Genomic DNA, 22,314 nt, shown 5'->3' on the forward strand with positions numbered 1-22,314 from the left:
CCGGTCACGCTTCGTGACCGGTTTCGGCCGTGCGGTGACGGCGAAAGTTGTGGCCGCCGTCACGGCGAGGTGTCAGCGTTGAAGGCATGAGATGCCACATCGTGCCGCCGCACATGCTGGAGCGCATCGCGCGCAACGCCGACGACCCGGCCCTGCGCGCCCGGGCCCGACGTACCCTGGCCCTCACCACCGCCCACGCCACCGAACGCCGCCTGACCTCCCCCTCCGCCCCCGCCCCGTCCGGCGCCGCCGCGCCGAACCGGATGATCGCCGACGCCGGGCACAAGGAGCAGCTGCCCGGAAAGACCGTCCGCACCGAGGGCGCCGGGGCCACCGGCGACCGGTCCTGCGACCAGGCCTACGACTGGCTCGGCGCGACGTTCGGCTTCTACGAGACCGCCTACGGCCGCAACTCCATCGACGGCGCCGGCCTGAAGATGATCTCGACGATCCACTACGGCGAGCACTACGACAACGCCTTCTGGAACGGCGAGCAGATGGTGTACGGCGACGGCGACGGGACGATCTTCACCGACTTCACCGGTCCCCTCGACGTCACCGGCCACGAGCTCACCCACGGCGTCACGCAGTACACCGCCAACCTCGACTACTCCGGCCAGTCCGGCGCGCTGAACGAGTCGGTCTCCGACGTCTTCGGCTCGCTGATCAAGCAGTGGCACCTCGGCCAGACCGCCGACCAGGCCGACTGGCTGATCGGGCAGGGGCTGCTCGCGGCGAGCGTGCACGGCGTGGCGCTGCGCTCGATGAAGGCCCCCGGCACCGCCTACGACGACCCGCAGCTCGGCAAGGACCCGCAGCCCGCCGACATGAGCGGCTACGTCCACACCTACGAGGACAACGGCGGCGTCCACACCAACTCGGGCATCCCGAACCACGCGTTCTACCTCGCCGCCGCCGCGATCGGCGGGCACGCCTGGGAGAAGGCCGGGCGCGTCTGGTACGAGACCCTCACCGGCGGGTCGCTGGCGAGCGCCGTCGACTTCGCGGGCTTCGCCGCGGCGACCGTGCAGACCGCGACGCGGCTCTACGGCGCCGACGCCGCGGAGACCGGCGCGGTGAGCGACGCCTGGAAAGGGGTAGGCGTCACCAAGTGAGGCGTACCGGCCGCCGGACGAGCCGCGGCCGGAGGACGGCGTTGGGCGGTGATGGTGCGGTGAAGGTGACGGTCGTCCGCAGCGGCGGGTTCGCCGGGATCCGGCGGCGGGGCGAGGCCGACAGCGCGACCGATCCGATGCTGGCGCGGCTCGCCGGCCGGGTCGATCTGTCGTCGGTGCCGCCGCCCGGGCGGATCCCCGACCAGTTCGTGTACGACATCGACATCGACGGCCGGCACGCCACCGTCGGCGAGGCCCAGCTCAGCGGGCCGCTGCGCGAACTCGTCCACCACGTGCTGGGAACCGGGCGGCCGGGCGGCTGATCCCGGGTGCGGGAACGCAGGCGTCCCCGAACGCCCGCGTTCCCGACCCCGGCCGGGGGTTCCTGGCGATCATGAACCTGGTCGCCGTGCCGCGGACGTCCGGGAACCGGTCAGCGCGTCCAGACGGCCGTGTCGGGCGGCAGCAGGCCGTCCGGCAGGGGCCCGCTCGCCAGCAGGACCTCGCCGGACGGCAGCGGGACGGGACCCGGACCGAGGTTGACCGCGCAGGTCAGCCCCGAGTCGCGGGTGAAGGCGAGCACGTCCTCCTCCGACGGCAGCCACGTCATCCCGCCGTCGCCGAGGTGCTCGCGGCGGACCCCGAGCGCCACGCGGTACAGGTTGAGCATCGAGCCGGGGTCGGGCTCCTGCGCCTCGACGGTCAGGTCCTTCCAGTCGGCGGGCTGCGGCAGCCACGGGTCCCCGCCGAACCCGAACGGCGGCCGGTCCCCCGACCACGGCAGCGGCACGCGGCACCCGTCGCGGCCCGGGTCGGTGTGCCCGGACCGGTGCCAGATCGGGTCCTGGCGCAGCTCGTCCGGAAGGTCCTCGACCTCGGGGAGCCCGAGTTCCTCGCCCTGGTAGATGTAGACGGCGCCGGGCAGCGCCATCGCCAGCAGCGCCGCCGCGCGCGCCCGCCGCACCCCGAGTTCCCGGTCGGTGGGCGCGCCGTGCCGGCGGTCCTGCAGGTCGAACGAGGTGTCGGCGCGGCCGTAGCGGGTGACGGGACGCACGACGTCGTGGTTCGCCAGCACCCAGGTCGGGGACGCGCCGAGCGGCGTGTGCGTGGCGAGCGTCGTGTCGATCACCTTGCGGAGCGCGTGCGGCTCGAACGCGCAGTTCAGGAAGTCGAAGTTGAACGCGGTGTGCATCTCGTCGGGGCGCAGGTAGCGGGCGAAGCGCTCCTGGTCGGGCAGCCACACCTCGCCGACGAGCATCCGGCCCGGGTACTCGTCGGTGACCTTCCGCCAGCCCCGGTAGATGTCGTGGACGCCGTCGCGGTCGGTGTAGGGGTCGCCGCCGTCCGGTTCGGCGTCGGGGTCCTTGACCAGCAGGGCCGCCGAGTCGATCCGGATGCCGTCGACGCCGCGGTCGTACCAGAACCGCAGCACGTCGTGGAACTCGCGGACGACGTCGGGGCTGTTCCAGTTGAAGTCGGGCTGCTCGGGCGCGAACAGGTGCAGGTACCACTCGCCGTCCGGCACCCGGGTCCAGGCGGGGCCGCCGAAGATCGACCGCCAGTCGTTGGGCGGCCCGCCGCCGCGTCCCGGACGGAACCAGAACCGCTCCCGCTCCGGCGAGCCGGGCCCGGCGGCCAGCGCCTCCCGGAACCAGGCCGACCGGTCGGACGAATGGTTCGGCACCACGTCCAGGATGATCCGCAGGCCCGCGCCGTGCGCCTCGACGATGAACGCCTCCGCCTCGGCGAGCGTGCCGAACACCGCCTCGACGTCCCGGTAGTCGGCGACGTCGTAGCCGCCGTCCGCCATCGGCGACGGGTACCACGGGTTCAGCCACAGCGCGTCGACGCCGAGCCCGGCGAGGTAGGGCAGCCGGTCGCGCAGTCCGGCGAGGTCGCCGACGCCGTCGCCGTTCCCGTCGGCGAAGCTGCGCGGGTACACCTGGTAGATCACCGCGCCACGCCACCATGCTTCGGGCATGCGAGTACTCCTTGCTCGTGAGAAGAGGGACGGCCGGACGGGGGTCAGCCCTTGAGGCCGCCCGCCGTGAGGCCGGCCATGATGTGCCGCTGGAAGACGAAGAAGACGACGATGGTGGGCACGCTGGCGATCACCAGCGAGCCGATCAGCACGTTCTGCGGCACCTGCACCGCCAGCGACGAGATCGCGACGCTGATCGTCCTGCGCTGCGAGTCGGGCAGCACCAGCAGCGGCCAGACGAAGTCGCGCCACACGTTGACGATCGTGAAGATCGACACGACGCCGAGGATCGGCCGCGACACCGGCAGCACCACCGACCACAGGATCCGCGCGGGCGAGGCGCCCTCCACCTCCGCCGCCTGCAGCAGCTCCGTCGGGATCGAATCGAAGAACCGCTTGAGCAGGAAGATGTTGAAGGCGTTCGCCGCGGCCGGCAGCCAGATCGCCCACGGTGTGTTCAGCAGGTTCACGTGGAAGAGCGGCAGATCCTTCACGGTCAGGTAGGCGGGCAGCAGGATGACCATCGGCGGGATCATCAGCGTCGCCAGCATCAGCCCGAGGACGGCCCGGCCGAACATCGGCCGCAGCTTCGACAGCGCGTACGCGGCGGTGACGTCCACGCCCATCGTGAACAGCCAGGCGCCGAGCGCGTAGACGAGCGTGTTGCGCAGGTACAGGCCGAGGTCGAGCTGCCGCCACGCCTCCCGGTACCCGGACAGGTCGAAGTGGCGTGGGAACACGCCCGGCGGCACGTCGGCCAGCTCGTCCGGCGACTTCATCGCGCCCGTGACCATCCAGTACAGCGGGAACACGAACACGAACGTGAAGATCACGACGATCGAGACGAGGGTCGTCCAGTAGATCGCCTTGCCGCGCCGGGTGCCGAGCGTGTGCGGCGAGACCAGGGTGCGCGTCTCGTTCATCGGCTACCTCGCCTCCTCGCGCGAGACGCGCAGGTAGACGGCGGAGAACACCATCAGGACGAGCATCAGCATCAGGCCGAGCGCCCCGCCGCCGCCGAAGTTGGTGAAGTTGAACGCGTACTGGTACATCAGGTACGCCACGGTGACGGTGGAGCCCTCGGGGCCGCCGCCGGTCAGCAGGTACGGCTCGATGAACACCTGCATCGTCGCGATGATCTGCAGGAGCAGCATCACCAGCAGGATCAGCCGGGTCTGCGGGATCGTGATGTGCCGGATCCGGCGGAACAGCCCGGCGCCGTCCAGCTCCGCCGCCTCGTACAGCTCGCCGGGGATGGTCTGCAGCGCGGCAAGGTAGATCAGCGTGCCGCTGCCGAGGTTCATCCACGTCGACACGATCACCAGCGAGACCAGCGCGGTGCTCGTCGAGTCGAGCCAGCTCAACCCCGGCAGGTGCGCGGCGTGCAGGATCTGGTTGAACAGGCCGGGACCCGGGTCGTAGAACCACTTGAACAGCAGCACCGCGACCGCCGGCGGCAGCATCACCGGCAGGTACACGACGAACCGCAGGTAGGCGCGGGCGTGCTTCAGCTCGTTCAGCACGATCGCGACGGCGAACGGGACGACGTACCCGACGACCAGCGCGAGCAGCGTGAACTCCGCCGTGTTCACCCACGCGTCGACGAACCCGGGGTCGGCGAACACGGTGCGGAAGTTGTCGAACCCGACCCAGCGGGCCTCGCCGACGAAGTTGGTCTTCTGGAAGCTGAGCAGCACCTCGCGGACGATCGGGTACCAGGAGAAGAACGCGAAGCAGATCAGCGCCCCGCACAGGAACCCGTAGGCGGTCAGGTTGCGCTTCACGGTGCGCCGGGCGCGCGACGGGCGGCGCCGCGAGCGGGCGGCGGGGCGGACGAGCGTCCGCGCTGTGGTCATCTGTCACTCCAGGGGTGGGACGGCGGGTCCGGGACGCCGGCGCCGGCGCGCGGGCCGGCGCCCCGGAAACGGGGGCGTCAGCTCCCCGACCGCGCGAGCGCGGCGTCGGCCTTCTTCTGCGCGTCCGCGAGCAGCTGGTCGATGTTCGCGTCACGCCTGGTCAGCACGGCCTGGACGACCGAGTCGAGGATCGTGTAGAGCTGCTGGGCCTGCGGCGGCTCCAGCTTCCCGGGCACCTTGCCGTAGGCGTCCTCGTACGGCTTGAAGTTCGCGACGGGCAGGTTCGCGGCGTCCGCGCGCAGCTGCCGGTCCTGCTGCCCCACCGCGTTCTGGCCGAACAGCTTCGGCTGCGGGATGCCGACGGGACGGCCGTCCTTGGCGGCCCGCGCGTAGTTCAGCTGCCCCTGGCCGGGGGTGAGCATCGCGTAGTCGAGCCACATCAGCCCGGCCTTGATCTTCTCCGGCGACGCCTTGGGGCTGAACAGGTAGCCGTCGCCGCCCATCAGCGTTCCGGCCGACCCGGGGATCGGCGCCATCCCGTAGTCCTCGTACTTGCCCTTGAACTGGTCGACCAGCGCGGTCGCGTTGTCGGGGGCGCCGAGGTACATGCCGAGCTTCCCGGCCGCCATCATCCGCTGGACGTCGGCGTCGACGAGCAGCTGCTTGCTGCCCATCGAGTCGTCGGTCCAGCGCATGTCCTTGAGGTTCTGCAGGACGGCCTTGCCCTGCGGGCTGTTGAACGCCGTCTTCTTGCCGTCGGCGGTGACCATGTCGCCGCCCTGGCTGTAGATCGACGTGGCGAAGTGCCAGCCGCCCTGGTTCTTGGCGCTGAACTCGGCGTACCCGACCGTCCCGTCGCCGAGGGCACTGATCTTCTTGGCGTCCTCGCGAACCTCCGCCCAGGTCGTCGGCGGCCGCTCCGGGTCGAGGCCCGCCTTCTTGAACAGGGTCCGGTTGTAGAACAGGCCCATCGAGTAGTTCTGCCGGGGCAGGCCGTAGACCTTGCCGCCGTTCTTGAAGACCTTCTCGACGGCCGGATCGAGGTTCGGGTACTCCTTGGACTGGCCGATGTACGGCGTGATGTCGGCGGCCTGCCCGTTGGCGATGATGCCGCGCACGTCGGTGAAGTAGACGTAGTAGACGTCCTCCATCTGCCCGCCCGCCAGCTTCGCCTGGAAGGTGTTCGGGTCGATGCAGGGGAAGGCGTCCTTGCCCTCGACCGTGATGTTGGGGTGCAGCTTCTGGAACGCGGCGACGTCCTCGAGCCACTCCTTGCGCTGCGCGGCCTGGCTCTTGGCCGGCATGCAGCCGACCGTGATCGACACCTTGGTGCCGGCGTCCAGGGGCGCGGTGTCCTTGCCACCGGAGCCGTTCCCGCCGCAGCCGGCGACGGTGGCGCCGAGGGCCGCGGCGAGCGCGGTGGCGAGAATCCGGGATCTCATGGGGGTTCCCTCCTGGGCCGTTGGGGCGGCCGATTGCGAGGAACATACAGAGACCGACATCACAGTGCAATAGATGAATGAAGATACGCAAGAACCAAACAAACCCAACGATCGAGAGCGCAAGCCGCCGCAGAACGAAGAAAGCCGCCCAACGCGGGGGCGGCTTTTCGGACGGTCCGGATCAGGCGCGGGCGGTCCTCACCCGCGCCGTGGACGCGCGGACGACCAGCTCCGGCTCGTAGAGCAGCTCCTCGGCGGCGACCGGGCCGCCCTCCACCTGGCTCACCAGCAGCGTCACCGCGGCGCGCCCGATCGACTCGATGGGCTGCCGGACGGTCGTCAGCGGCGGGCTCACGCAATTCATGAACGCCGAGTCGTCATAGCCGACGACCGAAACGTCCTCCGGCACCGACATGCCGAGCCGCCGCACCGCACGGATGACGCCGAGCGCGAGGGGGTCGCTGGCGCAGATCACGCCGGTCACGCCGTCGCGGATCAGCCGCCCAGTGACGGCCTGGCCGCCCTCCAGCGAGAACATGCTGCGCCGCACCCACGCGCCCGGCAGCTCGACGCCGGCGCGCTCGGCTGCGGCGCGCGCCGCGGCGAGCTTGCGGTTGGACGGCACATGGTCCTCGGGCCCGAGGACCATGCCGATGCGCTCGTGGCCGAGCGACAGCAGGTGCGCGAACGCCTGCTCGGCGGCGACGGCGTCGTCCGTCGACGCCTGCGGGAAGCTGAGCTTCTCGCTCGCCGCGTTGACCAGCGCGACGGGCAGCCGCACGTCCCGCAGCCGGTGGTAGTGGTCGTGCGGCGCGTCCGCCTCGGCGTACAGCCCGCCCGCGAAGATCACCCCGGACGCCTGCTGCTGCAGCAGCATCTCCACGTAGTCGGCCTCCGACAGGCCGCCCGGCGTCAGCGTGCACAGCACCGGCGTGAACCCGCGCTGCGCCAGCGCGCCGCCGACCACCTCCGCCAGCGCCGGGAAGATCGGGTTGCCGAGCTCCGGCAGCACCAGCCCGACCAGCCGGGCCCGCTCGCCGCGCAGCTGCGTCGGGCGCTCGTAGCCCAGCACGTCCAGCGCGGTCAGCACGGCCGCGCGGGTCGCATCGGAGACCCCCGGCTTGTCGTTCAGGACGCGGCTGACGGTGGCCTCGCTGACCCCGACCTTCTTGGCGACCTCGGCCAGTCGACGTGTCATGCCGCAACTATACGACGCCCACTTGCAAACCGCTTGCGTTCCTTGCAGCTGCCCCCGACTAGCCGCCCATGGACCCGGCTGGACACGGGTACGAGGGCCAGACCTCAGCCACCGGTCACGGGCAGGCACGCGGAGCGAGCCCTGGCGAGCGCAGCGGGCATGCCCGACGACGAAGAAGGCGTTTCCCGCGGAGCGCTAGCGGAGCGGGAAACGCCTTCTTCGTCGCAACGGGGGTTCCAGGGGGTCGCCCCCCTGGGCAAAAACGGGCAGGCACGCGGAGCGAGCGCCAGCGAGCGCAGCGGGCATGCCCGACGACGGACAGGCCGTTTCGCGCGGAGCTCCAGCGGAGCGCGAAACGGCCCGTCCGTCGTGACGGGGGTTCCAGGGGGTCGCCCCCCTGGGAAACTACGCCCTGGCTACGCGGTTCACCGCCGAGAGCATCGCCTTCAGGGAGGCGGTGACGATGTTGCCGTCGATGCCGACGCCCCACACGGTCGTGCCGTTAACGTCGCACTCGACGTAGGCGGCGGCGCGCGCGTCGCCGCCGGCGCTCATCGCGTGCTCGGCGTAGTCCAGTACCCGCACGCCGATCCCGACGGACGCGAGCGCGTCCTCGAACGCCGACACCGGGCCGTTGCCGACGCCCTCGATCTCGCGGATCTCGCCGTCCACCCGGAGGTCGCAGCTGAGCACGTCCTTCTCGTCCACCCGGGACGTCGCGCGGTGCGCCAGCAGCCCGGCGCGGGGGCCGTTGCCGAGGAACTCCGCCTCGAAGATCTCCCACATCCGCTCGGGCGTGACCTCGCCGCCCTGGTCGTCGGTGTGCTCCTGCACGACGCGGGAGAACTCGATCTGCAGCCGGCGCGGCAGTTCGAGGGAGTGCTCGGTCTTCATGATGTAGGCGACGCCGCCCTTGCCGGACTGGCTGTTGACCCGGATGACGGCCTCGTAGGTGCGGCCGACGTCGTGCGGGTCGATGGGCAGGTACGGGACCTCCCAGGTGTACTCCTCGACCGGCTTGCCGGCGGCCTCGGCGTCCCGCTTGAGGTGGTCGAAGCCCTTGTTGATGGCGTCCTGGTGGGAGCCGGAGAAGGCGGTGTAGACCAGGTCGCCACCGTAGGGGTGCCGCTCGTGCACGGGCAGCTGGTTGCAGTACTCGACGGTCCGGCGGATCTCGTCGATGTCGGAGAAGTCGATCTGCGGGTCGACGCCCTGGGTGAACAGGTTCAGGCCGAGGGTGACCAGGCAGACGTTGCCGGTGCGCTCGCCGTTGCCGAACAGGCAGCCCTCGATGCGGTCGGCGCCCGCCATGTAGCCGAGTTCGGCGGCGGCGACGGCGGTGCCGCGGTCGTTGTGCGGGTGCAGCGACAGGACGACGGAGTCGCGGTAGGCCAGGTTCCGGTTCATCCACTCGATCTGGTCGGCGTAGATGTTCGGGGTCGCCATCTCCACCGTCGCCGGCAGGTTGACGATGACCTTCCTGTCCGGGGTGGGCTTCCACACGTCGTTGACGGCGTTGCAGACCTCGACGGCGTACTCCAGCTCGGTGCCGGTGAACGACTCCGGCGAGTACTCGAAGTAGATCTCGGTGTCGCCCATGTCCTCGGCGAGCTTGGCGCACAGCTTGGCGCCCTCCACCGCGATCGCGGTGATGCCGTCCTTGTCCTGGCCGAACACCACGCGGCGCTGCAGCGTGCTGGTGGAGTTGTACAGGTGGACGATCGCCTGCTTGGCGCCGCGCACCGCCTCGAACGTCCGCTCGATCAGCTCCGGCCGGGCCTGGGTCAGCACCTGGATCACCACGTCGTCGGGGATCCGGCCCTCGTCGATGATCTGCCGCACGAAGTCGTAGTCGGTCTGGCTGGCCGCCGGGAAGCCGACCTCGATCTCCTTGTAGCCCATGCGTACCAGCAGCTCGAACATCTTGAGCTTGCGGTGGGCGTCCATGGGGTCGATCAGTGCCTGGTTGCCGTCGCGCAGGTCGACCGCGCACCAGCGGGGCGCCTCGGTGACGACCTTGGCGGGCCAGGTCCGGTCGGTCAGCTTGATCGGGGTGAACGGCCGGTAGCGCTCGAACGGCATGCCGGAAGACTGCTGTTGCGGATACATCCGATGTGATCCCTCTGCTCGAACCTCACGGCCGACGTCCATAACGAAGTCCCGCAGCGAGGGAGCCGGCCTGTTACAGGCCCCCGCTGCGGCCGCTAAGGAGGAGCAGCTCACGCAACACGCCTGTCAACGTAACAGACGACGTCCCAGTAACGGAAACCGACGTCCGCATGTTGAGATGACAGGGGCCTCTACCGCCTCCTCCAACGGCGCCCGGCGGGCCGCGCATTCCCGCGCCCCACCTCAGGGCACGAGGACGGACAGGCAGGTCACGCAGCCTTCCAGGGCCTCGAACTCGCCGATGTCGACGCTGGTCACCCGCAGTCCGTCCGCGGCGAACTGCGCGGCGGTCCGCGGCGCCGACGCCGACATGAGCACGTGGTCGGGGCCGAGCGGCACCACGTGCGCGCCCGCCGGCTCCGGGACGACCCGGATGAACGGCAGCACCGAGGTGTCCACCAGTTCCGGGACCCCGATCAGGCTGCCGTCGGGCAGCGCCGTCATCGCCGACTTCAGGTGCAGGCAGCCGCGCGTGTCGACCGGCACCACCCGCCGCCCGCCCAGCAGGTGCGCGAGCTGGCAGATGCCCTCCTCGTTGGTGCGCGCGCCGCGCCCCGCGTACACGGTGTCGCCGACGCACAGCACGTCGCCGCCGTCCAGGGTGCCGGGCGCCTTGATCCGCTCGACCCGCAGCCCGAGCTCGCGGGCGGCCTGCTCGGTGCCGGACGTCTCGCCCCGCCGGCGCGGCTCCCCGGACCTGCCGAGCACCGCCAGGTCGCCGCACACCACCACCGTGTCCTCGACGAACACCGCGTCGGGGTGGCCGTCGGCGGGCGGCACCGCCCGGATCCGCCGCCCGGACGCCCGCAGCGCCGCGACGTACGCCTCGTGCTGGCGGGCGGCGAGCGCCGCGTCGACGGGGCGGCGCGCGATGTGGGTGACGATCCCCTCGGCGAGCCTCGGCCCCGGCGGCCGCACCAGGGCGGTGCCGGGGCCGGGGCGGGCGTCGGCGGGGTCCATGTCAGCGGGACGCCCCCTCGGTGGTGACGATCACGCCCAGCGCGTACGCGCGGGACATCCCGAGCAGTTCGGCGACGGCGTGCAGCGCCTGCCGCTCGCCCTCGTCGAGCGGGCCGTCCGCCAGCGCGATGCGGACGGCCTCGGCGAGGAACCACTCCTTGGCCTCCACGGCGAGGTGGGCGCCCGCCCGCTCGACCTCCTGGCCCAGGAACACCGGCGCCACCACCAGGTCGGCGTCGATGGCGTCGTCGTCGTAGTCCGGCTCCCCGTAGCGGGTGACGGTCTCGACGGCGCGGGCGCGGGCCGCGGCGTCCTCCGGCGCGCCGGAGCGCAGCACCAGGGCGGCGGCCGCGCGCATGCCGGCGGGCAGCGCCGACGCCATCTGCTGCGCGGTCGCGGCGCGGAGCGTCGACACCGGGAAGCGGCCGCGGCACGAGCGGCACTCCACCGCGTGCCCGAGCCGCCACAGCGGGACCAGCGGCACGAAGAACGGGCTGAACCAGCGCCGCGCGGCCCGCCGCCGGTAGGCGCGGTCGCCGCCGCACTGCGGGCAGTGGAACGTGCCCTCCCCGACCGTGCGGAAGACGACCGTCAGCCCGAAAACGAGCAACACCGGGGCTCTCCTCCCAAAACGGACTTCGCTCCAAAGTACCGACCCGGCGCGGCCGCCGTGGCCCGTCCCGGCGAACCGGGCCGCTCCGTTTACGCTGGGTCCATGACCGGTGACCTGGGTTCCGACGGCCGAGCGCGGCCGCGCCCGTCCTTCCTGCCGCCCGAGGGGGCCGAGCCGGACCCGCCGCCCGCCGAGCCCGGCCCGCCGCCGGCACCGCCCGCGCCGACCGGGGCGCGCCCGCGCCGCGCCGGCTGGGACTTCGCCGTGATCGCCGCCGCCGCCGTGCTGGTGGTGTCGGCGTTCCTGCCGTGGGCGCACGCCCAGACCGTCCTCGACCTGTTCGGCCGCTCGCTCACCCGCGACCAGGGCAGCGTGGCGGGGATCGACGCCGACAACCTCGTCCTCGCCGTCCCCGTGCTGGCGGTGGTCGCGATCGTGATGGCGTTCTGGAACCTGGTCTCGCGGGACCCGCGGATCGGCGCGCTCGCCGCCGTACCGGCCGTGCTGTCGCTGCTCACCTGCGGGATCTTCGTGCTGCGGCTCGGCGACGTGCCCGACCGCATGCCCGACTACGGGCTGAACCTCACCTACCAGGTGAGCCTGCGGTACGGCTGGTTCCTGGCGGTCACGATGAGCCTGCTGCTGACCGTCTTCAGCCTCGTCCGCCCGATCTCCGACCGCCTGGCGGCCAAGGAGGCCGGCCGGCCGGACGCCGAGGAGCAGCAGTACGCCGCTCAGCAGTACGCGGCGCAGCAGCAGTACTGGGGCGAGCAGGGCGCCGCGTGGCCCGAGGAGGCGCAGGCATGGGGCCGCGCCCCCGAGGAGGAGCACCCCGCACCGTCGCCGCAGCCCCGTCCCCAGCCGCGACCGCAGCCCGAGCAGGAGTGAGACCGGTCAGTCGTAGAACCCGAGCCGCCGCAGCTGCTTCGGGTCGCGCTGCCAGTCCTTCAGGACGCTGACCCGCAGGTCGAGGAAGACCTTGGTGCCGAGCAGCGCCTCGATCTGCCGGCGCGCCGCCGCGCCGACCTCGCGCAGCCGGGCGCCCTTGTGCCCGATGATGATCCCCTTCTGGCTGGACCGCTCGACGAACAGGTGCGCGTACACGTCGATCAGGTCGTCGCGGCCCTCGCGCGGGTTCATCTCGTCCACCACCACGGCGATCGAGTGCGGCAGCTCGTCGCGGACGCCCTCCAGCGCGGCCTCGCGGATCAGCTCGCCGATGAGGACCTGCTCGGGCTCGTCGGTGAGGTCGCCCTCCGGGTACAGCGGCATGCCCTCCGGCAGCCGCGAGATCAGCAGGTCGCCGACCAGGTCGACCTGGAAGCCGTCCGCCGCCGAGCACGGCACGATGTCGGCGAACTCGCCGAGCCGGCCCACCGCGAGCAGCTGCTCGGCGACCTGCTCGGGCGCGGCGAGGTCGGTCTTGGTGACGATCGCCACGACCGGCGTCCGCTTCACCCCGGCCAGCTCCCGCGCGATGTACTTGTCGCCGGGCCCGACGGGCTGGTCGGCCGGCACGCAGAAGCCGATCACGTCCACCTCGGTGAGGGTCGAGCGGACGAGGCTGTCCAGCCGCTCCCCCAGCAGCGTGCGGGGCTTGTGCAGGCCCGGCGTGTCGACCACGACGAGCTGCGCGTCCGGCCGGTGCACGATCCCGCGGATCGCCCGCCGGGTCGTCTGCGGCCGGCTGCTGGTGATCGCCACCTTGGTGCCGACCAGCGCGTTCATCAGGGTCGACTTCCCCACGTTGGGCCGCCCGATGAAGCAGGCGAACCCCGCCCGGTACCCCTCGGGCGCGGTCCCGCCCATCACGTCTCCGCTCGTCACACCGCCTATTGTTGCAGTCCCTGACACAACGGGCGCCGCGGCGAGGCCGCCGCGGGCCGGGGTCACGGGCGTGCGGCCGCCGGGATCCAGAACGGGGCGTTCAGGCGGTGGGCCACTTCGGCGGCCTTGCGGTCGTGGGCGGCGGCGGTCACGGCGGGGAGGCCGAGGAAGCGGGCCAGGTCGCCGAGGATGAGGGCCACGGGCCCGATGGTGGCGACGGCGGTGGCGCCGCCCGTGACATGCCCCTCGTACGGGAGCAGCGCCTCATAGGCGCGGGCGGCGAGGTCGGGCTCGCCGAGCGCGATGGCGCGGCGCCCGCGGATCGCCATGACCAGGTCGTAGAAGTAGTCGCGGCGAATGGGCCCGGGGTCGCCCCGGACGACGCGCCGGGCCTCGTCGACCCGGCCCGCCGCGGCGAGCGCCAGGGCGTGCAGGTCGGCGGTCGCGGCGACGTGCGGCCACTGCTCGTGCAGCCAGGCGGTCTCGCCGACCAGCTCGCCCGCGCGGCCCTGCACGTACCGGAGGCAGAACGCGCCGACGAGCATCATCCCGCGCTCGCTGCTCCAGATCCCGGTCCTGCCGATCGCGCCGCCGACCTGCGTGTAGACCCGTTCGGCCTCGTCGAAGCGGGCGCCGAACGTGTGCGCGAGGCCCGCGTACCATTCGGCGATCATGGCGAGCAGCGGGAGGCCGTACTGCTCGGCGAGGCGGCGGCCCTCGTCGAGGTGGCGCCGCGCCGCGGCGAGGTCGAGCGAGGCGACCTCGGCCTGCTGGAACTGCAGGTGGGCGAGGACCCGGTAGCGGGGCAGGTCGTGCTCGGTCGCGAGTTCGAGCAGCTCGGCGGCGATGCGGCGGCGCTCGCGCAGGCCCTCCGCGGAGCGGTAGCCGTTGAGGTAGCCGCCGTTGAGCGCGGCGGCCAGCAGGCCGGGATCACCGAGCCCGCGGGCGGTCTCCATGGCCTCGCGGGCCGCCGCGGCGCCCCGGTCGTCCTGCTCGCCCTCCAGCTCGATCGCCAGCGTCGTCAGCAGCCGGGCGCGCAGCGCGGGGTCGTCGCCGGGCGGGCCCGCGAGGGCGTGCTCGGCGGCCTCGATGACGTCCCGGTCCAGGATCCCGTACTCGCGGCTCGTCCACAGGGTCGGCACGTCGAAGGCGACGATGATCCGGGCGAGCAGGCGGACGTCCCCGAACGCACGGGCGTCGGCGATGGCGCGGCGGCGCCGGTCCCGGGCGTCGACGACGTGCCCGGCCAGGGCGGTCGCGCGGATCGCGGCCGCCTCGATCGCCAGCCGCTCGCCGGTGGCGCCGCCGCCCTGCGAGCGCAGCGTCTCGGCGGCGCGGACCCACAGGTCGGCGGCGAGGCGGTGGGCATAGCGGGCCTCGGCCGCCTCCGCCGCGAGCCGCGCGTACCGGACGGCCGGGCCGGGCGACGTCCCGGACTCCAGGTAGTGGTGCGCGATGGCGGCGACCTCGTCGGGACGGCGCCGTTCGAGGGAGGCCGCGACGCGGCCGTGCAGGCGGGTGCGGCGGGCGCTCGACAGCCCGGTGTAGAGGGTGTCGCGGACCAGCGCGTGCGCGAACCGCATCCGGCCGGGTGCGGGCTCGGTGACCAGGCCTGCGGCGAGGGCGGACTCGACGGCGTCGATCACGGCGTCCTCGTCGCCGGACAGGTCGGCGAGGACGTCCAGGCCCGCGTCGCGGCCGGCGACGGCGGCGTCCCGCAGGACGGTCTGGGCAGGCCCGGGGAGCCGGGCGATGCGGCGGCGCAGCACGTCGCCGACGCCGGCGGGCACCCGGCGGGTCGCGGCCGACAGCCCTTCGGCGGCCACGAGCCGCGCCGTCTCCCGGGTGAAGAACGGGTTCCCGCCGGTCCGCTCGGCGATGGCGGACAGCTCCGCGTCGCCGAGCCGGACGCCGCACGCCGCGCGGGCCAGCTCGGCGACCTCGTCGGCCGACAGCCCGGGCAGCTCGATCCGGGCGGGCTCGTGCCGGGCCAGCACGGCGAGCGCGGCGGCGAGCGGGTCGGGGACCTCGGTGTGCCGGAACGTCGCGGCGAGCAGGACGCGCCGGTCGCGCAGCCGCCCGGCGAGCCGGGTGAGCAGCGCGAGGGTCTCCTCGTCGGCCCAGTGCAGGTCCTCGAGGACGAGCAGGAGCGGCGTGCCGGCGGCCAGGTCCGCGAGGTAGTCGCCGGCGGCGAGGTGCAGGCGGAAGCGGCCGGCGCTGACGTCGGCGCCGCCGTCTCCGGTGGCGGCGTCGTCGAGCAGCGGGGCGAGGCGTGCGGCCAGGCCGGCGGCGGGCGGGGCGGTGGCGGCGAGGTCGCGCAGCAGCTCCGCCCAGGGCCAGGCGGCGGGCGCTCCCCCGGTCTCCGGCGCGCGTCCCCACGCGCACGTCCAGCCGCGCCCGGCGAGCAGGCGGGCGAACCGCTCGGCGAGGGCGGTCTTGCCCATGCCGGCGTCGCCGCTGATGAGGACGGTGGTGCCGCGCCCGGCCTCGGCCTCGCGGGCCGCCTCGTCCAGCCGGGCCAGTTCCCGCGTCCGCCCGACGAACGCGGCGGCCGGCGGCTCCGGCCGGACGGCCGTCTCCCGGGCGGGCGGCGGCGCCGCGCCCGCGAGGTCGGGAGCATGGGCGAGGATGCCCGCTTCGAGATCGCGCAGCGCCGGACCGGGGTCGACGCCGAGCTCCTCGGCGAGGGCGGCGCGGGCGCGGCGGAGCGCGGCCAGCGCGTCCCCCTGCCGGCTCGACCGGTAGAGGGCGAGCGCCAGCAGCCGCCACGCCTCCTCCCGCAGCGGGTTCGCGGCGGCGTGCGCCTCCAGGTCGGGGACGGCCTCGGCGGCGGCGCCGAGCGCGAGCATCGCCTCGGCACGGCGCTCCACGGCGAGGCGGCGCCGCTCGTCCAGCCGGGCGGCCTCGGCGGCCGCCCACGGCAGGGCGGCGAACTCGGCGTAGGCGGGCCCGCGCCACTCGGCGAGCGCCGCCTCCGCGCGGCGCCGGGCCTCCCCCGGGTCGGCCGGCCGCAGGGCGGCGGCCTCGTCGATCAGCGCGTCGAAGCGCCAGGCGTCGACGGCGCCGTCCGGCAGCCGCAGCGCGTACCCCGGCGGCTCGGTAACGAGGACCCGCGCGGGCGTGCGGGGCGGACGGTCCGGTTCGAGCGCGCGGCGCAGGTGCGAGACGAACGACTGGAGGCCGGCGGCGGCGCGCGGCGGGGCCGTCCCGGCCCACAGGTCGTCGACGAGCCGGTCGGCGGGCACCATCGCGCCCCGCGCGGCGACGAGCCGGGCGAGGACCGAGCGCTGCCGGGGGCCGCCGAGGTCGGCGGCGGACCCGGCCACCTCGGCACCGAAGGCCCCGAGAACGCGAACGACGGGCGACATGTCCCGGTCAGCTTAACCGGGACATGCCGGACGTTCGCGATCACTCCCCCCGTCACGCGCGGGTGGGTTCGGGCTCCCTCTCAGGCGTCCCGGCGACGGGGGCCGCGCCCTCCAGGTCGATGGCGGGCAGGACGCGGGCGAGCGGCTTGGGCAGCCACCAGTTCGCCCGTCCGAGCAGCGACATCGCGGCGGGCACCAGGACCAGCCGGACGACCGTCGCGTCCAGCGCCACCGCGACCGCGAGCCCCACCCCCATCTGCTTGATCACCAGACCGGGGTCGGCGGCGAAGCCGAGGAACACCGCGACCATGATCAGCGCGGCGCTGCTGATCACCCGGCCCGTCGCGGCCAGCCCGGACGCCACCGAGCCGCGCCCGTCGCCGTGCCGCAGCCACTCCTCCCGCACCCGCGACAGCAGGAACACCTCGTAGTCCATCGACACCCCGAACAGCACCGCGAACATCGGCAGCAGGATCAGCGACGACACCGGCACGCTGTGCGGGAGCCCGAGCAGGTGCGCGCCCCAGCCCCACTGGAACACCGCCGTCAGCACCCCGTAGGCCGCGCCGATCGACAGCAGGTTCATCGCGGCGGCCTTCAGCGGCGCGACCAGCGACCGGAAGACGATCATCAGCATCACGAACGAGGTGGCGACGACCGCCCCGATCATCGGCCAGAGCCGGTCCGACAGCGAGCGCGACAGGTCCACGTACGCGGCAGTCAGCCCGGTGATCTCCGCGCCGGGCGGCAGATCATGCGCCCGGATCCGGTCGACGACGCCCGGCGCCCGCTCGTCCTGCGGCCCGTACCGGGGCGTGGCGACGAGGACGGCGGCGTCCCTGCCCGGCGACAGCAGCGGCGGCGTCACGCTCACCACCCCGTCGGTGCGGGCGATCCGGTCGCGCAGCGCCGGCAGCGCGCCCGCGTCGGTCTTCCGCAGGTCCACCGCGACGATCAGCGGGCCGTTCGCGCCCGCGCCGAAACCCGCGGCGACCAGGTCGTACGCCCGCCGGACGGTGTTGGACCCCGGCTCGCTGCTGGCGTCGCTCGGCCACGTGCGCATGCCGAGCGCGGGCGCCGCCAGCGTGACCATCAGCACCAGCCCGGCGAGCAGCCACGGCCACGGGCGCCGCCCGACGTGCCCGGCCCAGCGCCGCACCCGCGGCGAGTCCGCGTGCACCACCGCGCCGGGCGCCCGGTCGCGGCGGCGCAGCACCCGCCGCCCCGCCAGGCCCAGCACCGCCGGCAGCAGCGAGACGGCGCTCAGCACCGTCGCCGCCACGACGAGCCCCGTCGCGAACCCCATCGTCATGTAGACCGGGTTCCCCGACAGCACCAGCCCGCACAGCGCCAGCAGCACCGTGAAACCCGCGAAGATCACCGACTGCCCGGCGGTCGCGATCGCGCGCCCCGCCGCCTCGGGCACGTCCAGGCCCTCGGCGAGCCCCTCCCGGTGCCGGGTGAGGATGAACAGCGCGTAGTCGATCCCGACGCCCAGCCCGACCATGACCGCCAGCGTCGGGGCGGTCGTCGACACGTCGGTGACCGCGGCGAGCAGCGTCACCCCGGACACGCCCGCCCCCAGCCCGGCCAGCGCCACCGCCAGCGGCAGCCCCGCCGCGACCACCGACCCGAACGCTAGGAACAGCACCACCAGCGCGGCCACGACCCCGAACCCCTCGGCCATGCCGCCGGGCGCCGTCACGTTCTCCGGCACCTGGCCGCCGAACTCGACCTGGTAGCCCGCCGCGTCCAGGTGCCTCGTCGCCGCCTTCAACCGGTCCACGGTCTCCTTCGGCGCCAGCTCGGTGACCTGCACCGAGTACCGGACGGTCAGCAGCGCGGTCCGCCCGTCCGGGCTCGGCTGCGCCGGATCCACCGCGCTGACGTGCGGGAGCGTGCGCAGCCGCGCCCCCGCGGCGGCCAGCGCCCCCTCGTCGACCCGGCCCGCCTTCGCGTGCACCACGACCCGCGCGTCCGCGCCCGACAGCGCCGGGAACCGCTGTTCCAGCAGGTCCCGCGCCTGCTGCGAGCCGCTGCCGGCCTGCGTGTAGTCGTCGTGCAGCGCGCCCCCGGCGACGGCCGCGAGACCGGCCAGCGCGCCGACGAGCACCAGCCACACGGTGATGAACCGCCACGGCCGCAAGGCCGCGGCCCTGCCGAGACGGTGGAGCAGGCGGGACATGAATCTCCCCCAGAACGATGGTCATCCGACGCCGCCCAGGCTCGCGCGCCCCGCTTGCCACCCGCTTGCCGGTGACTTGCGGCCCCCGGCCTGCCCGTACGCTGGTGCCGTGAGCGAGCTGAACGCCGAGGACGCGAAGATCATCACCCTGGCCCGGTCCGCCCGGGCCCGCACGGGCGCCGCGGAGGGCGCCGCCGTCCGGGACGAGACGGGCCGCACCTACTCCGCCACGAGCGTGGACCTGCCGTCGCTGAAGCTGTCGGCCCTCAAGGTCGCCGTCGCGATGGCCGTCTCCAGCGGCGCCGAGGACCTCGAGGCCGCCGCCGTCGTCACCGCCGCGGACGCCCCCGACCCCGCCGACATCACCGCCGTCCGCGACCTCGGCCCCAAAGCCCCCGTCCTGGTAGCCGCCCCCAACGGCACCCTCCACACCACCCTCTGACCCCAACCCGACCCCCGCTCCGGTGGTTTGAACCTCAGCCCCCGGTCACGGGCAGGCACGCGGAGCGAGTGCAGCGAGCGCAGCGGGCCTGCCCGCCGACGGACGAGGCGTTTCACGCGGAGCGCCAGCGGAGCGGGAAACGCCTCGTCCGTCGCAACGGGGGTTCCAGGGGGTCGCCCCCCTGGGTCAAGACAGCCGGTGGACCAGGACCGTGCCTACGCGGTTGCGGCGGCCGGCGATCGTCTCGGCTTTGAGGGACAGGACGGGGGCCTCGCCGTCGGGGGGGCCGACCTCGGCGGTGGAGCCCTCGATGGGGACGCGGCCGAGGGCGTGGGCGAGCAGGCCGCCGACGGTCTCGACCTCCTCGGCGTCGAGTTCGACGTCGAACAGTTCGGCGAGGTCCTCGACGGGCAGGCGGGCAGTGACCCGGGCGGCGCCGTCGTCGAGCCAGGTCACCGGCGGGGTCTCCCGGTCGTACTCGTCGGTGATCTCGCCGACGATCTCCTCGAGGATGTCCTCGATGGTGACGAGGCCGGCGGTGCCGCCGTACTCGTCGATGACGACGGCGAGGTGGATCTGCCGGGCCTGCATCTCGCGCAGGAGCTCGTCGATCGGTTTGCTGTCGGGGACGTAGGTGGCGTCGCGCATGACGGAGCCGACCGTCTCGACGGTCTCGCGGCCGGGGTTCTCCTGGCTGCGGCGGACGACGTCCTTGAGGTAGGCGATGCCGACGACGTCGTCCTCGTTCTCGCCGACGACGGGGATGCGGGAGAAGCCGCTGCGCAGCGCGAGCGACATCGCCTGCCGGAGCGTCTTGCCGCGTTCGATGAACACGATGTCGGTGCGCGGCACCATCACCTCGCGGACGAGGGTGTCGCCGAGCTCGAACACCGAGTGGATCATCTGCCGCTCGTCGGGTTCGATGAGGCTGCGCTGCTCGGCGAGGTCGACGAGGTCGCGCAGTTCGGCCTCGGACGCGAACGGGCCCTCGCGGAACCCGCGGCCGGGGGTGAGGGCGTTGCCGAGCGCGATCAGCAGCCGGGGCAGCGGCCCGAGCACCCGGGTGACGGGGTGGATCACCGCGGCGCCGGCGAGCGCGATCCGGCCGGCGTGCTGGATGCCGAGCGTGCGGGGGCCGACCCCGATCACGACGTAGCTGACCACGATCATGATCGCGGCGGCGACGACGTAGGCGCGCCACGTCTCGTCCAGCCAGGAGATGCACAGGTCAGCGACGATGACGGTGGCGACGAGCTCGCAGCCGATCCGCAGCAGCAGGACCATGTTGACGTAGCGGGCGGGGTCGGCGACGACCTCGGCGAGCTTGCCGGCGCCGCGCCGGTTCTCCCGGACGAGTTCCTCGACGGTGACCCGCGAGACGCGGGCGAGCGCGGTCTCGGCGCCGGCCAGCAGGCCCGCCATCAGGACCAGGCCCACCGCCAGGGCGGACAGCCACCCCTGCGCGGTGCTCATCGGCGGCCGCGTTCCTCCCGCCAGGAGGCGAGCAGCCCGGCCTGCAGGCCGAACATCTCCTTGTGCTCCTCGGGTTCGGCGTGGTCGTAGCCGAGCAGGTGCAGGATGCCGTGCGCGGTCAGCAGCTCCAGCTCCTCGCGCGTGCCGTGCCCCGCCTCCTTGGCCTGCTTCTCGGCGACCGACGGGCACAGCACGACGTCGCCGAGCAGGCCGGGGTCGGTCTCGCCGTCCTCGTCGGCACCGCCGGACATGTGGCCGGGGCGCAGCTCGTCCATGGGGAACGACAGCACGTCGGTCGGGCCGGGCTCGTCCATCCACTTCTCGTGCAGCTCGGTCATCGCGGCCTCGTCGACGAGCAGGATCGACAGCTCGGCGAGGGGGTGCACGCGCATCCCGTCCAGGACGTGCCGGGCGAGGGCGGCGATGCCCTTCTCGTCGACCTCGGCGCCCGACTCGTTCAGCACCTCGATGCTCACTGCCGCCCCCGCTTGCGCGGCGCGCCGCGGCCGCCCTGCTTGAACTCCGGCACCCGCGTCTCGTCGTAGCGGTTGTAGGCGTCGACGATGTCGGTCACCAGCTTGTGCCGGACGACGTCGCGGCTGTCGAGCCGGGAGAAGTGGATGTCCTCGACGCCCTCCAGGATGTCCTGGACGACGCGCAGCCCGCTGAGCTGCCCGTTCGGCAGGTCGACCTGGGTGACGTCGCCGGTGACGACGACCTTGGACCCGAAGCCGAGCCGGGTGAGGAACATCTTCATCTGCTCGGGCGAGGTGTTCTGCGCCTCGTCGAGGATGATGAACGAGTCGTTCAGGGTGCGGCCGCGCATGTAGGCGAGGGGGGCGACCTCGATGGTGCCGGCGGCCATCAGCCGCGGGATCGAGTCGGGGTCGACCATGTCGTGCAGCGCGTCGTACAGCGGCCGCAGGTACGGGTCGATCTTCTCGTAGAGCGTGCCGGGCAGGAAGCCGAGCCGCTCGCCCGCCTCGACGGCCGGGCGGGTCAGGATGATCCGGTTGACCTTCTTGTCCTGCAGCGCGCGGACGGCCTTGGCCATCGCCAGGTAGGTCTTGCCGGTGCCGGCGGGGCCGATGCCGAACACGATCGTGTGCTTGTCGATCGCGTCGACGTAGCGGCGCTGGTTCAGCGTCTTCGGGCGGATGGTGCGGCCCCGGCTGGACAGCACGTCCAGGGTGAGGACCTCGGCCGGGCGCTCGCCGCCCTCGCCGCGCAGCATCGCGAGGCTGCGCTCCACCGCGTCGGGGGTGAGCTGGGTGCCGTTCTTGAGCAGCTCCAGCATCTCGGTGAACAGGCGGGACGCGAGCTCGGTCTCGCCGTCCGGGCCGGTCACCGTGATCTCGTTGCCGCGCACGTGCACGTCGACCGCGCTGCCGAACGCGCGCTCGACCGCGTGCAGCAGCTCGTCCCGGGAGCCGAGCAGGCTCACCATCGAATGGTCGTCCGGCACCACGATCTTGATCTGGGAGCGCGCGCCCGCAGAGTCGTCGCGCCCTGGGCGAGGTGACCTCGCGTGAGTTGATTCGACCATCAGCCGGGCCTTGCGGCCTCTCCGACCTGCCTTCTGTTCGCTCCGGGTGTCCAGGGTTGCGTTTCCATGGTACTGGGCGGGTCCGGCGGAACGCCGCCGCTTTTCCCGCGCCCCGCGGGGCGCCCTGGCGGCCGGTGGG

Annotated in this window: 18 protein-coding genes; 4 read left to right on the forward strand and 14 right to left on the reverse strand. The window is 73.3% G+C overall.

What is annotated here, in order from left to right:
* The first annotated feature begins 86 nt into the window (after positions 1-86).
* Positions 87-1,115, forward strand: coding sequence for a M4 family metallopeptidase (locus J4709_RS18965; RefSeq protein ID WP_208242524.1), 1,029 nt, complete (start codon positions 87-89; stop codon positions 1,113-1,115).
* Positions 1,116-1,156: 41 nt separating this feature from the next.
* A complete protein-coding gene (locus tag J4709_RS18970) occupies positions 1,157-1,438 on the forward strand; it encodes a protealysin inhibitor emfourin (RefSeq protein WP_232383711.1) in 282 nt (93 codons plus the stop codon).
* Between the two features lie 110 nt (positions 1,439-1,548).
* Here the strand turns inward: J4709_RS18970 and J4709_RS18975 are convergent, their stop codons facing one another.
* The 8 genes from J4709_RS18975 to J4709_RS19010 form a co-directional block, all read right to left on the reverse strand.
* The gene (locus tag J4709_RS18975; protein ID WP_208242526.1) at positions 1,549-3,096 is read right to left on the reverse strand and encodes a glycoside hydrolase family 13 protein; all 1,548 of its coding nucleotides are present in this window, start codon (positions 3,094-3,096) and stop codon (positions 1,549-1,551) included.
* A gap of 44 nt (positions 3,097-3,140) precedes the next feature.
* Positions 3,141-4,019, reverse strand: a complete 879-nt coding sequence (locus J4709_RS18980; RefSeq protein WP_208242528.1) for a carbohydrate ABC transporter permease — start codon at positions 4,017-4,019, stop codon at positions 3,141-3,143.
* A gap of 3 nt (positions 4,020-4,022) precedes the next feature.
* Positions 4,023-4,952 carry a carbohydrate ABC transporter permease gene (locus J4709_RS18985; protein WP_208242530.1) on the reverse strand — a complete coding sequence of 310 codons (930 nt, stop codon included), beginning with the start codon at positions 4,950-4,952 and terminating at the stop codon, positions 4,023-4,025.
* 77 nt (positions 4,953-5,029) lie between these two features.
* Positions 5,030-6,394: an ABC transporter substrate-binding protein gene (locus J4709_RS18990; protein ID WP_208242532.1), complete on the reverse strand. Its 1,365-nt coding sequence runs from the start codon at positions 6,392-6,394 to the stop codon at positions 5,030-5,032.
* Positions 6,395-6,575: 181 nt separating this feature from the next.
* Positions 6,576-7,592, reverse strand: a complete 1,017-nt coding sequence (locus tag J4709_RS18995) for a LacI family DNA-binding transcriptional regulator (RefSeq protein ID WP_208242534.1) — start codon at positions 7,590-7,592, stop codon at positions 6,576-6,578.
* A 405-nt stretch (positions 7,593-7,997) separates the two neighbouring features.
* Complete coding sequence (gene leuA, locus J4709_RS19000; protein WP_208242535.1) at positions 7,998-9,701, reverse strand: 2-isopropylmalate synthase; 1,704 nt, start codon at positions 9,699-9,701, stop codon at positions 7,998-8,000.
* A gap of 243 nt (positions 9,702-9,944) precedes the next feature.
* Positions 9,945-10,721 (reverse strand): dimethylargininase, encoded by a 777-nt coding sequence (gene ddaH, locus J4709_RS19005; RefSeq protein ID WP_208242536.1) that lies wholly within the window; start codon positions 10,719-10,721, stop codon positions 9,945-9,947.
* Between the two features lies 1 nt (position 10,722).
* Positions 10,723-11,334 (reverse strand): TerB family tellurite resistance protein, encoded by a 612-nt coding sequence (locus tag J4709_RS19010; protein ID WP_208242537.1) that lies wholly within the window; start codon positions 11,332-11,334, stop codon positions 10,723-10,725.
* Positions 11,335-11,436: 102 nt separating this feature from the next.
* On the opposite strand from J4709_RS19010, the gene J4709_RS19015 reads away from it, so the two are divergent.
* On the forward strand, positions 11,437-12,222 hold the full coding sequence (locus J4709_RS19015) for a hypothetical protein (protein ID WP_208242538.1): 786 nt from the start codon (positions 11,437-11,439) through the stop codon (positions 12,220-12,222).
* A 6-nt stretch (positions 12,223-12,228) separates the two neighbouring features.
* On the opposite strand, the gene era is transcribed toward J4709_RS19015, so the two are convergent.
* From era to J4709_RS19030, 3 genes are all read right to left on the reverse strand, one after another.
* The gene (gene era, locus J4709_RS19020) at positions 12,229-13,143 is read right to left on the reverse strand and encodes a GTPase Era (RefSeq protein ID WP_208242773.1); all 915 of its coding nucleotides are present in this window, start codon (positions 13,141-13,143) and stop codon (positions 12,229-12,231) included.
* A gap of 80 nt (positions 13,144-13,223) precedes the next feature.
* Positions 13,224-16,529 (reverse strand): ATP-binding protein, encoded by a 3,306-nt coding sequence (locus tag J4709_RS19025; RefSeq protein WP_208242539.1) that lies wholly within the window; start codon positions 16,527-16,529, stop codon positions 13,224-13,226.
* A gap of 52 nt (positions 16,530-16,581) precedes the next feature.
* Positions 16,582-18,714 (reverse strand): MMPL family transporter, encoded by a 2,133-nt coding sequence (locus J4709_RS19030; RefSeq protein WP_208242540.1) that lies wholly within the window; start codon positions 18,712-18,714, stop codon positions 16,582-16,584.
* Between the two features lie 109 nt (positions 18,715-18,823).
* Here J4709_RS19030 and J4709_RS19035 point away from each other — a divergent pair, with 109 nt between their 5' ends.
* The gene (locus tag J4709_RS19035; protein WP_208242541.1) at positions 18,824-19,156 is read left to right on the forward strand and encodes a cytidine deaminase-like protein; all 333 of its coding nucleotides are present in this window, start codon (positions 18,824-18,826) and stop codon (positions 19,154-19,156) included.
* Positions 19,157-19,342: 186 nt separating this feature from the next.
* On the opposite strand, the gene J4709_RS19040 is transcribed toward J4709_RS19035, so the two are convergent.
* From J4709_RS19040 to J4709_RS19050, 3 genes are read right to left on the reverse strand one after another with little or no spacing between them, the layout of a single operon-like run.
* Positions 19,343-20,629, reverse strand: coding sequence for a hemolysin family protein (locus J4709_RS19040; RefSeq protein ID WP_208242543.1), 1,287 nt, complete (start codon positions 20,627-20,629; stop codon positions 19,343-19,345).
* Entirely contained in the window at positions 20,626-21,105 is a 480-nt protein-coding gene (gene ybeY / locus J4709_RS19045; protein ID WP_173099723.1) for an rRNA maturation RNase YbeY, read from the reverse strand. Before ybeY ends, J4709_RS19040 begins: the two co-directional genes overlap by 4 nt.
* Positions 21,102-22,175: a PhoH family protein gene (locus J4709_RS19050; RefSeq protein ID WP_208242545.1), complete on the reverse strand. Its 1,074-nt coding sequence runs from the start codon at positions 22,173-22,175 to the stop codon at positions 21,102-21,104. The genes ybeY and J4709_RS19050 overlap by 4 nt, the downstream gene beginning before the upstream one ends.
* Positions 22,176-22,314: the final 139 nt, after the last annotated feature.

The organism is Actinomadura violacea, assembly GCF_017573465.1.
Lineage (GTDB): Bacteria > Actinomycetota > Actinomycetes > Streptosporangiales > Streptosporangiaceae > Spirillospora > Spirillospora violacea.

Coding starts and splice junctions, on each gene's coding strand:
- J4709_RS18965 (WP_208242524.1), top strand. CDS start 87: ATGAGATGCCACATCGTGCCGCCGCACATGCTGGAGCGCATCGCGCGC.
- J4709_RS18975 (WP_208242526.1), bottom strand. CDS start 3,096: ATGCCCGAAGCATGGTGGCGTGGCGCGGTGATCTACCAGGTGTACCCG.
- J4709_RS18980 (WP_208242528.1), bottom strand. CDS start 4,019: ATGAACGAGACGCGCACCCTGGTCTCGCCGCACACGCTCGGCACCCGG.
- J4709_RS18985 (WP_208242530.1), bottom strand. CDS start 4,952: ATGACCACAGCGCGGACGCTCGTCCGCCCCGCCGCCCGCTCGCGGCGC.
- J4709_RS18990 (WP_208242532.1), bottom strand. CDS start 6,394: ATGAGATCCCGGATTCTCGCCACCGCGCTCGCCGCGGCCCTCGGCGCC.
- J4709_RS18995 (WP_208242534.1), bottom strand. CDS start 7,592: ATGACACGTCGACTGGCCGAGGTCGCCAAGAAGGTCGGGGTCAGCGAG.
- leuA (WP_208242535.1), bottom strand. CDS start 9,701: ATGTATCCGCAACAGCAGTCTTCCGGCATGCCGTTCGAGCGCTACCGG.
- ddaH (WP_208242536.1), bottom strand. CDS start 10,721: ATGGACCCCGCCGACGCCCGCCCCGGCCCCGGCACCGCCCTGGTGCGG.
- J4709_RS19015 (WP_208242538.1), top strand. CDS start 11,437: ATGACCGGTGACCTGGGTTCCGACGGCCGAGCGCGGCCGCGCCCGTCC.
- era (WP_208242773.1), bottom strand. CDS start 13,143: ATGGGCGGGACCGCGCCCGAGGGGTACCGGGCGGGGTTCGCCTGCTTC.
- J4709_RS19025 (WP_208242539.1), bottom strand. CDS start 16,529: ATGTCGCCCGTCGTTCGCGTTCTCGGGGCCTTCGGTGCCGAGGTGGCC.
- J4709_RS19030 (WP_208242540.1), bottom strand. CDS start 18,714: ATGTCCCGCCTGCTCCACCGTCTCGGCAGGGCCGCGGCCTTGCGGCCG.
- J4709_RS19040 (WP_208242543.1), bottom strand. CDS start 20,629: ATGAGCACCGCGCAGGGGTGGCTGTCCGCCCTGGCGGTGGGCCTGGTC.
- J4709_RS19050 (WP_208242545.1), bottom strand. CDS start 22,175: ATGGTCGAATCAACTCACGCGAGGTCACCTCGCCCAGGGCGCGACGAC.